Raw genomic sequence first — 13,647 nt, 5'->3', positions numbered from 1 at the left:
GGATGCCGAGCACCTTCAATCGCGGACAATTCAATGGACTGAATACGAGTCGTCACATCTGAATCACATCGCTGTCAGCACTGTTCAGCGAGACGTCGAACTGGATTCAACCAGCAGCCGCACGATAGATGAAAGTCACTGAAATGAGAGAGATTCGCGACGTTTCCTGGCGGGAAATTTCAAACCGTTGTGTCGACTGTGGAGGCTCGCAGACCATTGCGACATCGTATGGGCTCGACACGGGGCCCATACTCGACATGTGTCCGACGCCGGTGATTCGACGTGGCGTCCTGTTTGTTGCGTCGTTCGTTGCTCTCCTGAGTGCCGCGACGCTCCCGCTTTTCGCGCAAAACGATCCGCAAGGGATCGTCGTCGAAGGGACCGGCGAAGTTCGCTCTGTTCCGAACATCGTCGAAATCAATCTTCGCCTGTCCGCCAAGGGGGAGTTGACCGACGACGCCGTGGTGAAGCATCGCGATTCGAAGAAACGCGCCATCGAGACGTTCAAAGCACTCAATCTCGAGAACCTCGAACTTGAGGAAAAGAACTTGGGTTTGAAGGCGGGCGGCAATATGCAGGAAATGATGCAGATGATGTGGAACGGGATGACCCCGGCCGCGAATAAACGCACGCAAGTCGAAGTGGGAAGCACCTTGCGAGCGCGGCTTGTTGGAGTTGACAAGATGCCGACCGAAGAACTGATGTCAACTGTCGGCAAATTGCTCGATGCGGCACAAGACTCGGGGGCCGGCCTCGGGATGTCGGATGCTGACATGATGATGATGCGGTACTACGGTTGGGGCCGCCAACAGCAGACGTCGCTGGTGAAATTTATTGTGACCAACATCAAAGAGACCCGAGAAAAAGCGTACGATTTGGCTGTGAAAGATGCCCGTAAGCGAGCCGAGCGGCTGGCGCGGCTGTCCAGTGTCAAGCTTGGGCAAGTCCTGGCGATTGACGAAATGGGTGGCAACTCGAACCGCAATCCTTATTACTACAATCCTTTCGAATCGAATGACGATAAGGACGACAAAGACGAGATCGTTGCCGAGACGATGTCGGGGGGAAATCTGAAGATCAGTCTGCGAGTTCGGTTCGCAATTCTTCCTGGCACTGGTGAACCGATGCAGGAAGCGGCTGCCGTGGAGGTGAAGAAATGATCTTCCACTCCGTGAAGCATTCTCGCTGTTCCATTTTTGTACCGGTTTTTGCCTTCGCCTTGCAGGCAATGGTGTCGTCGAACATTGTCTCGGCCGCAGATGAAGTGTTGCCCAAGCATGTGACGCCCGAGGCATTGAAGGCTGTTCGGGCGGGGTTGGACTATCTGGCCAGGACGCAAGCTGATGATGGTTCTTGGCGCGAAGGACAAGGCGGTCAAGCGTATCCTGTTGCGATGACATCGCTGGCCTGTACGTCCTTGCTGGCACATGGCGATTCCCCAACCCGTGGCCGGTATGCGCCACAGTTGGATAAGGGAACCGAGTTTTTGATCAAGTGCCGGACGAATTCGGGCCTGATTACGTCACCGTCGCAAGAATCCGGCATGCCGATGCACGGCCATGGATTTGCGCTGATGTATTTGGCATCGGTGTATGGTGTGCTCACGAAGGAGTCGATGCGAACGGCCACGCATGAGGCGGTCGTGGCGGGAATTCAATTGACTTCCGGCGGACAGAGTGGCGCCGGGGGGTGGACATACATTCCGGGAAGTGGTGATGAAGGTTCCGTGACCGTCACTCAAGTGCAGGCGTTACGTGCCGCCCATAATTCCGGATTTCTGGTGCCACGAGGAACGATTGACGAGGCGGTTCGGTACATCGAACGGTGCAGCACGCCAGAGGGCGGCATTATGTATTCGCTGGGGTCTGGTGGGGGCCCACAATTGGCGATCTCGGCAGCGGCGGTCGCCACGCTCTACAACGCGGGCGAGTACGACGCGCCAGTTGCAAAGCGATGCCTCGATTATGTCTGGGGGCAGTTCCAAGGGAACGACAAATGGAATAAAGGCGGTCACGCCTACTACTGTCAGCTCTATGCGGCCCAGGCGTTCTATCTGTCCGGTGACGAATACTGGGATAAGTATTATCCCCACGTTCGCGATCAATTGCTCGCGATGCAGAACAAAAGCGACGGATCATGGGACGGCGACGGGATCGGTAAGACCTACGGCACATCCATCGCGCTGATCATCCTGCAGCTGCCCTATCGATTCCTGCCAGTCTATCAACGTTGACTTCGATTCTTCCTGCGGATCAAGCAAAGGTATACAACGAATGAGTGATTCCGAAGATGCCGATTTGGCCGGATTGTCCCGGCTGAAAGAGGCCCATCAGAGACTGCGACAGGAGATCTCACGAATCGTCGTGGGACAAGATCAGGTCGTCGAACAATTGATGATCGCAATTTTCGCTCGCGGTCACTGCATTCTCGAAGGTGTTCCCGGACTTGCCAAGACCTTGATGGTGAGTACGCTCGCCGAAAGCCTGTCGCTGCAGTTCCATCGCATCCAGTTCACGCCCGATTTGATGCCCAGCGACATCACCGGGACGGAAGTGTTGCACGAGGATCGGGGGACGGGCGAGCGGCAATTGAAATATATGCCCGGTCCGATCTTCGCTAACATCGTGCTCGCCGACGAAATCAACCGGACGCCACCCAAAACACAGGCGGCACTTTTGGAGGCGATGCAGGAACGTCAGGTGACCTCCGGCGGAAATCGGCATGCCTTGCCTGATCCGTTTTTTGTGCTGGCGACACAGAATCCGATCGAGCAGGAAGGAACGTATTCGCTGCCCGAGGCTCAATTGGACCGCTTCCTGTTCAAGGTGTTCGTCGGATATCCGACGCGCGAGGAAGAACGACAGATCTATCGGCTGACGACTGGCGTCAATAACTACAAGCCGACGAAGGTGCTTGAAGGCAGTGAGATCCCTGGGTTGCAGGCGCTCGTTCGCCGGGTTCCCGTCTCGGATCATTGTATTGATTATGCGATGGCGCTGGTGCGTTCGACACGAACGGTTGACCAGGATGAGTGGCAGCCAGGTTACGTCAAAAAGTGGATTGCTTATGGGGCAGGTCCTCGTGCTGGTCAATCGCTGATCATGGCGGCCAAGGCCCGCGCGGCGCTCGATGGCCGAACCTCTGTCACGACGGAAGATATCCGAGCGATCGCCCTTCCGGTGTTACGACATCGTCTCGTCACAACCTATGCCGCACAGGCAGACGGTCAAACCCCCGACACGATCATCGAAGCGTTGTTGCGCGACGTTGCCGCCCGCCCTGGAGTGAACCATCTCGATGGCCAAGTCGCCCAAGTATTCCGATCCTAAGGTCCTCGCGGCGATCTCGGGACTGATGTTCCGGGCGCGCCATGTGGTCGAAGGCACGATCTCAGGTCTGCATAAAAGTCCGTTTCACGGTCACAACGTGGAATTTGCCCAGTACCGCGAGTACTCGCCCGGGGATGACCTGCGGCGACTGGACTGGCGCGTCGTCGGACGAACCGATCGCTTCTACATCAAGCAGTATGAAGAAGAGAGCAATCTTCAGGCGACCATCGTCATGGATGCGAGCGCCTCGATGAAGTACGGCTCGGGACCGCTGACGAAATTCGAGTATGCCGCGACGCTCGCGGCATCACTCGCCTCGCTCTTGATCGAACAGGGTGATCCGGTTGGACTGGCATTGTTTGACAACCAGCAACGGCGAGTCCTTCCGCCCGCTGCGACGCAGTCACAACTGGCGCTTATTATTGGGCATCTCGAAGAAGCGCAACCAGATCGTGAAACGGACCTGGGCACCGTTCTGCAGACGCTGGGCGATCAACTCAAACGCCGAGGTCTAGTCGTTGTGATTTCGGATCTGCTGACGGAGCTTCCTAGCCTGTTCGACGGTCTGGATCGATTGCGTCATCGCGGAAACGAGGTGCTGATGATCCATGTCCTCGACAGTGACGAACTGGAACTGCCATTCAACGACTATGTGTTGTTCCGTGATATTGAAGGCACTGAAGAATTCATGGCCGAACCGTGGGCGTTCCGTAAGGCCTACTGTGCCGCGATGCAAGACTTCATCGCCGAGATCAAAGAGGGGTGCGGTCGGCGTGGCATCGACAATTTGTTGCTGCGAACCGATCAGGAATTGGCCGAGGGGCTGAGCCACTATCTGCACGCACGGGAACGACTCCAGCACATTCATCGTAAAGGCCGCCGCTAATGAGCAGCCTGGTGTTTCTGAATTCGCCGCTGCTGTGGGGCTTGGGGCTGGTCTCCATCCCGCTCATCATCCACCTTTTGTTCCGGCGAAGTTTTCGACGGATCGAATGGGCGCCGATGAAGTATTTGAAGCTCACGATTCAGCGCAATCGCCGTCGAATCCAGATTGAGCAGTTTCTCTTGCTGCTCTTGCGGATGGCGCTGATCGCCCTGCTCGTCTGCATGGTGGCACGCCCGGTTCTCAACGCCTCTGGAATTGGCCGCTGGTTCGGTGGAGACAGTCGCACCAGTCATATCCTGGTGCTGGATGATTCGCTCAGTATGGGGCTGACGTCCAATGGTCGGACGGCATTTGATCGGGCGCTCGAACTTGCGAATCAAGCGATCGAAGATGTCGGCGGAAAAGACCGATTCACGCTGGTGCTCTCGTCGCGGCCCAAGACGCCACTACTTCGCGAGGTGGATCTTGCTGATCGCAACATCGCCACAAGTGCCCTCCAGAACCTGCATCCTTCGGAATCAATGACGTCGTGGGCGTCGGCATTGCGAACGATTGATGAATTGATCGAATCCAGCACCTATCCTACGCGGGCCGTGACGATCATTACCGATCTGCGACGCGTTGGCTGGGAAGATGAAGTCGCGGCACCGTCGACTTGGGGCGGCGATCGAGTTCGGGTTCGAATCATCGACATCGGTGCTGCGTCGACACGGCAAGTTTCACTCGAACGGTTGGTTCAGGCGGATCGCCTGGCACTGGTGGGTGCGCCCGTACGATTCGAAGCCACAATCCGCAATGGATCGGATTCCCCACTCGAGAGCTGGGTGGGAACCTGGTTGATCGACGGACGACCGAGTGAAATCGCCTTGCCTGCGCTGGCCGCGGGTGAGACGACCATCGTTGTCCTGACCGCAACATTCCAGGAAGCGGGCCTGCATCATGTTTCACTGAAACTGCCAGCAGACGACCTCGCTGGTGACAACCAACGCTGGGACGTGGTTGATGTGAAAGAGAATGCACGCATGCAACTCGTGGATGGTGAGCCCTCAACCGATCCGTTCCAAAGCGAAACCGATTTTCTGGCACTCGCGCTCTCATTGCCAATTGGCGAATCAAAAGCCTTTCAAGTCGAAGTGGTCACCGACACCGAATGGGCCACATCCGCGAAAATTGATCCCGACTTGATGGTGCTGGCGAACGTTGCCACTCTCAGTTCCACGCATGCGGATCTGCTGCGAAAGCAGGTTGAGGCCGGCATGGGACTGATGATCTTCCCCGGCGATCAGGTCGATCCTGACAGTTACAACCGTCAGCTGTTCCGCGACGGTGCCGGAATTCTTCCCGTGCAACTCGACGCACCTTCAGACGAACCGGTCGCGGGCTTGATCCTGGAAGAGAATTCTCCATCACCCGTGGATGCATTGCGACAACTCAGCACGGCGGTCCTTGAACGGATCAAGATCCATAAGCGGTATCAGATTCGCCTGCCGGTCGTTGATGATCCACAAGTCCGAGTGCTCGCTCGCTGGAATGATTCGCAGTCATCGCCGGCCTTGATTGAAAAACTCGTTGGGCGTGGACGAGTCCTGTTCTGGACGATGGCCGCAGACAAAAGTTGGAGCGATTGGCCAACCGAGCCGAGCTACGTGCTGGCAATGCGTGAAATTGCGAAAGCCATTGCGAAAACCAGTTCGGGCTCGCACGAGCTCACCGCAGGGGAAATGTTGCGCCGGCCGTTGTCCGGCGAACGTCGGATTCAATCTCCGACCGTTGAACTGCCCAGTGGTGAGGAACCCCGTCCGCTCACGGTTGACTCGGCGACAACGCCCAGTGCGACGGCTGACACGTCGGATGCAAAAGCACTGGAACTGACCTGGTCAGAAACGTATCGGGCAGGACTCTACCGTTTGAACTGGCAAGAGTCGCCTGGTGGTCCCGCGTCAGATTTGTTCGCAGTCAATCCCGATGGGCGCGAAAGTGATCTGATGCGAATCTCGACTGACGATCTGAAAACGCGTTGGCGCAGCGTCGAACCCGAAATTATTGCCGCCTTCATGACGACGGATTCGAGCGTCGGTGTTCGCGGACAAGAAATCTGGCGCACTCTCGCCTATTGGTTGGCGGCACTAATGGCTCTGGAATCCGGATTCGCAACCTTTGTGGGGAGGCAGCGATAGTCATGTTTCCCTTACTCAAATGGTTAATCGGACTGAAGCAACTTCCCCAAGAGGCGGGCGAAGGCGACTGGCACTTGGAGTTCCAGTCGGTTCCGCAAGGCTTCGCTGCAGTACTCTGCTTCGCAATCGTCATCGGTATTGTCGTGGGAGTCTGGTGGCTCTACCGCCATGAAGGACGCAATCTTGGTGGAGGCATTCGCTCGTTCATTGGTGGCTTGCGAATCTTAACGTTCGTCTGCCTTGCCTTAATGCTGCTGGACATCGTGCTCGTCATTGATCGCCGGGAAAAAACGCCATCACAACTGCTCGTCTTGTTCGATACGTCGGAAAGTATGGGACTGACAGATCCGTACGACGAATCGACGGCGCGTGAAATCGCAAGTACGCTCAACGGCGGTTCTGGGACAAGCGATACCGAACAGGCTGCCGTTCGGCAGCGGACGCGGCTTGACCTGGCGCGAGCGGCACTGGAACCGTTGCTGGCACCCCTTACCGATGGTCGCGATGTCACGCTGTACGGATTTGATGCGAACTCGACTCGATTGGAAGGTGACACACCTCTCGCAGATATCCAGCCGCGCGGAGCCGGCACGGCGATCGGCAGTGCGTTGGGACAGGCGCTGGCGGCCCATCGTGGCAAACCGCTCGCAGGCGTGCTGGTTGTGACCGACGGACAATCCAACGGTGGCGAAGATCCCCGCAAAATTGCCCAGCAAGCGGGCCGCGATGGAACCGCGATTCACTCGTTGATCGTGGGGTCGGAGAAAGGGCCGAGCAACGTGCGGCTGTCTGACATCGAAGTCAGCCCCGTGGTTTTTGTTCGCGATCCCACGCAATTGGTGGTCATGCTTGAATCGCAAGGGATGCAAGGCCGCTCGGCGGCCGTGAAACTCGAGCGTCGGCAGCGGGGTGAGGAGTGGGTTGAAGTGGGCCGGACGGAACTGACACTGGGCGAAGATGCCAGCATCCAACGCGTGCCGTTTTCGTATACCCCAGACGCCACTGGGCAGTTTGAGTTCCGAGGGAGTGTGATTGATGCCGGTCCTGAATTGACCGAAGACGACAATTCGTCGGTCAAGACGATCAAGGTCGTGCGTCAGCGGATTCGAGTCTTGATTGTTGCCGGGTCGCCTTCGCCTGAAGTTCAGTTTCTACGCAATTCGCTCTTACGCGATCCCGTCGTGGATCTGGCCTGCTGGTTGCAGTCGGCGAGCGAAAACTATGAACAAGTCGGTCATCGCCCCGTGCGTCGCTTGCCTTCGAACGCGCAAGAGTTGTCGTACTTTGATGTACTGGTTTTGATCGACCCCAATATGCAGAAGCTCGGAGCGGGCTGGGACGAGATGATGACAAAGTTCGTCGGCGACGCGGGCGGCGGGCTGATCTACGTCGCGGGTGAACTCTATACCAACAAGCTGATGGAAACCGCGCAAGGTGGTGACGCGGGAAGCGCGAGTGACGCCTGGCTGTCGACGCTGCCCGTCATGTGGGAATCCGGCCTTTACCAGTCCAGTGCGGATGTCCGGCTCAACACGCGAGATACCTGGAACTTCGAACTGACAACCGATGGGAAAGAAGATCCCATCTTTCACTTTTCGCAAGACAGCAAGAAGAACCAGGAGATTCTGGCAAGTCTGCCCGGAATGTATTGGCACTTTCCCGTCACACGTGCCAAGCCGGGAGCCACGGTTCTTGCGCAGCACGGTGACCAGCGCATGCATAATCAGTTTGGACGCCACGTACTGATGGCCATGCAGCGTTATGGACCTGGGCGGACCGTCTTCATCGGATTCGATGCCACCTATCGCTGGCGATACCTGCATGAGCAGTATTTCGACGGGTTCTGGTCACGCTTGATTGACCGCGTAGGACGTTCCAAGGTGCTCGGCGGACGATACCCGTTTACGCTCTCAACCGACAAGAACGTTTATCGCACCGGCGATCGCGTCACCCTGCGGGTCCAACTGACCGGCGCACCGGAAGAATCATCCTCGATCGGAACATTGCAGTGTGAAGTCGAAGTACCGGGCAGCGATCCGGTGTCGTACGAACTGGAACCGCATGCCGAGCAGCCGGGACTGCTCGAAACCTCGTTCACCGTCGACAAAGGCGGAGCGTACCTGATTCACGTGTCGTCTTCGTCGCAGGCGGAACGTGATCCAACGGTTCGCCCGGCGACACTGCCCTTTCGGGTTGAGCCGCCTCGACAGGAAACGGACAAACCGGGGACGAATCGACCATTGCTCGAGGATCTGGCAAAAGCCTCCGGTGGCCGCGTCTTCACCATCGGCCAATCGAAAGAAATTCCCACGGCGTTCACCGTAAAAGATGTCGAGAGACTGATTCAATATCGCGAAGAACTCTGGGACGCTCCGCTGGGAATGTTCTTGATTGTGTTGTTACTGACGCTGGAATGGGTACTCAGGAAGATTTACCGAATGGCCTGAGATGGCGAAGAACGGATGAATGGAGTCCGGCGACGGGCATTGGATGAGCGGCGAATGAAGTGACGTGCGATCGTCCCTCACGACGAAAACGTAATTAGTTGGGGCTGAAAGAAAACTCGATGAGCGTGATCCTCGATCAACCGGCCAAATCGATGTCTCTGAGCGACTGCCGTCATGTCGTGCAGAGGCGTTTGGCGGCGGTGCGCCGTCGCGTTCGCTCGCAGCTGTTCCTGGAAGGGATGTTTCTGCTCGTATGTTTGATCCTTGAGTTGGTCGTCGCCAGCTTCGTGATCGATCGGTGGTTTCGACCGGACCTCACCCTGCGGGTGACGATGCTGGTCGCCGCGTTGGCGGCAATTGGCTATGCCGTCTTGCAACGATTCCGCAATCCCTTGTTCTTAAAATTGGACGATCTGGATTTGGCAGAGATTCTGGAACGCCGACAAAAAGGCGTGGGCCAGCGACTGACAAACGTGTTGCAGCTGCCTCAGTTGTTGGAGCAAGATAAGTCTGCGTCTTCTTCGATGATTGAAGCCGCCGTTCGCGAGGACTTCGTCGCTCTTGAGAGCGTCGACTTGCAGGCGATGTTCGATTCAAAACGCCGACGCAGTTTCTGGCTGATGCTGGTCGGGTGTGTCACGGCGATGTTGATCCTTTCGGCGATCAGTCCTTCCGCAACATCGACATGGGCTCGCCGATGGTTTGGCGGTGCGAATATCCGTTGGCCACAGAAGACCTATTTGTCGGTGGTCGGCCTGGGTGAAGACGATCGTGTGCGTGTGCCGAGTGGTGAATCGGTGATGATCCAGGTGAACGTTGCCGACGACTTTTCCGCCTTCGATGGTGGGTGGCGTTTGAACGGACGCGGCGAGCCCCTCATCATCGAAGGCAAAGAGCGGCCGACGTCAGCGCACCCCGACAATGTTGCAATCAAGCTGGTCCTGGCAGATGGTTCACTGCGGATCGGAAATTTCTCGAAGTTCGCGCCCGGACAATATCGTTATGAACTTCCGCCGCTGTCGAAGCCGGCCCAGATGACGATTACCGGAGGTGATGATTGGTTCGGTCCTGTCGGAGTTGAACCGATCGATCGTCCATCGGTCGAACACCTGGAACTGATCGCGCATATCCCCGGCAAGTCCGAACCCGAAATTATCCGCGCGGATGACGCCGAACAACAACTGTTGTTCATACCCACCACAAAATTGGAACTGGAACTAACGAGTACCCAGCCGTTGTTCAACGCCAAAGTCATGGTGACCGGTGCAGAATCCGCGACCGATTTACAACGAGTGAGCGAACGCACGTATCGGATGGATTGGGAAGCGAAGGATCCGGTGACGTTCGAATTTCAACTGATTGCCGAATCGGGTGGCCTGAATTCGAAGCCGCACTTCTTAACGATCGGAATCTTGAACGATCGACCGCCTCGATTGACATTGCGTTCATCGGGCGTAGGCCGCCGTGTCACACCCGTCGCGCAAGTCCCGTTGCACTTACGTGTGATGGATGATTTCGGCGTCGCCAAGCTCTCGTTGGAACTGGAAGACACCCGGGTCGTGGAGCAAAAGCCGACGACCGTGAATCACAAACCGCTGGACGAGACGCTGTCCGAATCGGGACAGAAACTGCCGACTGATATCGAACGTGAACCGATTCTGCAGTTATCTCAATACAATCTGGTGCCTGGTGCGACCGTTCGAGTACGTGGTCTCGCCTCGGATGCGTGCGTTCTGGGAACACAATCGGCCGAATCGCGTTGGCTCTCGTTTCAAGTTGTCAGTGCTGAAGAATTGTTCTACGAGATCCTGACGCGGCAGCGTGAAGCCCGGGCGAAGCTAGCGAAAGCCATCGAAACGGGAAAAACGCAGCTTGACTCCCTTCGCAAGCTGACGGCCCCCTCGGAAGCCGGAGCCATTGTGCGAGTTCATCAGGGACTGGCGAGGCAAGTCTGGCAGATCGCAGGGCAACTCAATGGCACGCTTCAGGAAATGACTTTGAACGATCTGGGAAACGCGACCGCACGGCAACTTCTTGAAAATACGATCATCAAGCCGCTCTTCAGCCTGCATGCGACCCCGCTCACCGAACTTCGTGGCAAAATTGAAGCACTCACGTCGGGCGAATCGATTGACGAGGAACGGCTGGCGATTGCCATGACGGCACAGACCGAAACCGTTGAGCAGATGCAGAAGATCATGGATCAGATGTCGCAGTGGGAAAGTTTCATCGACGTCGTCAATCAGTTGCGACACGTCATCGCGTCGCAAGAAAAAATTCGCGAATCGACCGAGACGACGCAGAAGGATCAGATCAAGGGAGTGTTCGATGACGAGTAGTCGCTGCACACGCAAGAATGCTCTAGCGTCACAAACGCCGATTGACATGTTGCCAGAGTCGCTTATAACAAGACGAAATGACTTCAATGCGCCCGGGGTTCTTCCTTTTCAGTCGCGAGGATCCAACATGGCCAACGAGATGCAGGGCGATTTTGGAAAATTGGATTTGCGGACGAGGGGGCGATCGACTCACTTCGGAGTGTCGGTCTTTCTCATTCTGCTGACGATGGTGGCAGTCTCAAGCTCGACAACCGTTGTCGCGGACGAGGCGACTGCTGCGGCCAGTACGGACGTCGCGGATGCCCTTCAACCGGCTGCGGCCGAAACCGGCGACGATGTGGCCGACGCCGCGAAACCGGAGGGTGCCGCGAAGGACGAAACGCACGCGAAGGTGGCAGAGAAGACGGAGTCCGCGGCGACCGAAAAGAACGTGGCTGCTGAACCCGCCGCAGCAGCCGGTCTGCCGGGCGATGCGTCAAAGCCCGCGGCAGTCGAAAAGACGGCTGGAACCGACAAGCCTGCGACTCCTGATAAGCCTGCGGAACCGGCGTCCGCAGAACTCGACAAAGTTGGCGTCGCCGCTGCGATGCCTGCGAAAGCGGAAAAGGCGAAAGAAAATCTGGGACAGCGTCGCCAGGAAGAAATTGGCCGCAACGAAGAACTGAGTTTCCTACAGTCCAAAGTGACGGCGCAGATGCTGGAACTTGAAGAGCGAATGTATCGTCTGTCGGAAGCCCTCAAGAATCTGGAACCAGAGAACGCCTCGCGCTTGCTGATCGGCTTGAAGTATGCACGCGAGGAATTGATCCAACTGCAAATGAAAGAGATTCAGGCGTCGCTGACCGCACTGAACTTTCGCGATGCCGTTCTGGAGCAAAAGCAACTGCTTGCCAAACTGCAACGCCTCGAACAGTTGCTTCTGTCACCCGATCTTGATTTTCAATTGCAGCTCGAACGCTTGAGACTGATGCGCGAACTCATTCGCCGACTGGATGCCGCCATCAAGGAAGAAGAACGAGAAAAGGGCAGTACCGAACAAACGGTCGCGATCGAGAAACTGCTCGAGGAATTGCGCGTCAAAAAGGCCTCGCTTCGCGAACTGATCGCACGCCAGACGACGCACGTGAATGAAACGAAAAAGATTGTCGGTCCGGCATCAGACAAGCCTGCTGACGGTGAGATCAAAGGCACCGAAACCGCACCCATTGATGAAAAGACGCGTACCGTTGCCGTCGAGTCACTCGCTACAGACCAGCAGAAAACTCGAGAACAAACGGGTGAACTCGAAACAAAATTGGCGCCGATCACCGAAGCGGGAACCAAAATGGAGCAGGCTGTGACGCTGCTTCAAAAGAACGATCCCGTGAACGCGCTGGTTCCAGAATCCGAGGCGTTGACATCGCTGAAGTCGATTCTAAAAACGCTGGATGAAGAAGAAAAGAAACTGGAAGCCGAACTGGCCGAAGAAAAGTTCGCGATGATGCGCAAGGATCAGGCGAATAACCGCAAGACCACGGAAGGGATCAGTGAAGCTGCCGTTCAACTGGGCGAGGCCGGTGCCGCCGCCCGCGCGGAACTGATTCGTGCAGCAGGAAGCATGTCGAACGCCGAGACGGGATTTGGCGGCCGCAATGCGATGTCCGCAGACGGAGCTCAAGGCGAAGCGATCGCATCTCTGAAGTACGCGCGTGAGTTACTGAATGCCGAAGCGGAAAAGTTGCTCAATCGCCTGCGGAGCGAGATCAAGAAACGGACGCTCGAAGGTTTGGTGGAAATGCTTGATGGTCAGATTGCGGTGCGCCAAACCACCGAACGCCTGGGGCCAAAAGTGAAGGATGGTGCTCGGGCCGTGGTGACATCGGTTGCGGCGCTCGCCAATTCCGAAGCCAAACTCATCGCGATCGGCGAAGGACTGACCTCGCTCGTCGAAGAGACGGAGTTTGGAATCGCCTTACCGGCCGCTTTACGGAGCGTGACCGATGCGATGAATGACGTCAAAGAGCGCCTGGCCAAGGTGGACGCTTCGGAAGACGTCATCGCGGCCGAAAAATTGATTGAAGAAGATCTGGAAGCGTTGCTCGACGCGATGAAACAGTTGCCCTCCCAAAGCGATTCCGATGGGAAGAAGGGGGCGGGCGGTGCTGGACGTCGCGAACGCGAGCTGAATCGCATCATTGCCGAACTCAAGATGGTGCGGATGTTGCAGATTCGCGTGAACCGTGACACGAAGAATGTGGACCAGCTTCGTCCCGCCGATCTCAAAGACTTGACGGCATCGCTGAAGCGACGCGTGGAAGGCCTTTATGATCGGCAGTCCGACGTGCACGACGTCACGGAACAGATCGCGATCGAACGAGCAGACGAACTGCAGCAACAGTAGCGGCTTGTTCGCCAAGTGGTGATTCGAAGTCCTCGCGATCGAATCGAGCACACACACACATTTCAGATCCTCACTGTAGTCGGTGGTGA

General features: G+C 56.8%; 8 protein-coding genes. All 8 read left to right on the top strand.

The features are described from left to right. Positions 1-143: 143 nt before the first annotated feature. The 8 genes from OSO_RS0120080 to OSO_RS0120045 all read left to right on the top strand — a co-directional run bounded on the left by OSO_RS0120080 (position 144) and on the right by OSO_RS0120045 (position 13,558). Positions 144-1,160, top strand: coding sequence for an SIMPL domain-containing protein (locus OSO_RS0120080; RefSeq protein ID WP_010584957.1), 1,017 nt, complete (start codon positions 144-146; stop codon positions 1,158-1,160). Then, a complete protein-coding gene (locus OSO_RS0120075; protein ID WP_010584956.1) occupies positions 1,157-2,233 on the top strand; it encodes a prenyltransferase/squalene oxidase repeat-containing protein in 1,077 nt (358 codons plus the stop codon). The genes OSO_RS0120080 and OSO_RS0120075 overlap by 4 nt, the downstream gene beginning before the upstream one ends. Before the next feature lie 40 nt (positions 2,234-2,273). Next, positions 2,274-3,329: an AAA family ATPase gene (locus OSO_RS0120070; protein ID WP_010584955.1), complete on the top strand. Its 1,056-nt coding sequence runs from the start codon at positions 2,274-2,276 to the stop codon at positions 3,327-3,329. Next, complete coding sequence (locus OSO_RS0120065) at positions 3,298-4,215, top strand: DUF58 domain-containing protein (protein WP_010584954.1); 918 nt, start codon at positions 3,298-3,300, stop codon at positions 4,213-4,215. Before OSO_RS0120070 ends, OSO_RS0120065 begins: the two co-directional genes overlap by 32 nt. Before the next feature lie 11 nt (positions 4,216-4,226). After that, positions 4,227-6,392, top strand: coding sequence for an N-terminal double-transmembrane domain-containing protein (locus tag OSO_RS0120060; RefSeq protein WP_237729319.1), 2,166 nt, complete (start codon positions 4,227-4,229; stop codon positions 6,390-6,392). A gap of 2 nt (positions 6,393-6,394) precedes the next feature. Beyond that, positions 6,395-8,839, top strand: a complete 2,445-nt coding sequence (locus OSO_RS0120055; protein ID WP_010584952.1) for a vWA domain-containing protein — start codon at positions 6,395-6,397, stop codon at positions 8,837-8,839. Positions 8,840-8,958: 119 nt separating this feature from the next. Then, positions 8,959-11,178, top strand: a complete 2,220-nt coding sequence (locus OSO_RS0120050; RefSeq protein ID WP_010584951.1) for a hypothetical protein — start codon at positions 8,959-8,961, stop codon at positions 11,176-11,178. Positions 11,179-11,305: 127 nt separating this feature from the next. Then, positions 11,306-13,558, top strand: coding sequence for a hypothetical protein (locus tag OSO_RS0120045; RefSeq protein ID WP_010584950.1), 2,253 nt, complete (start codon positions 11,306-11,308; stop codon positions 13,556-13,558). The last annotated feature ends 89 nt before the right edge of the window (positions 13,559-13,647 follow it).

Origin of the sequence: Schlesneria paludicola DSM 18645 (assembly GCF_000255655.1) — a bacterium.
Taxonomy (GTDB): domain Bacteria; phylum Planctomycetota; class Planctomycetia; order Planctomycetales; family Planctomycetaceae; genus Schlesneria; species Schlesneria paludicola.
The sequence above is the reverse complement of the archived record's forward strand: the minus strand, read 5'-3'. Positions and strand labels throughout refer to the sequence as shown.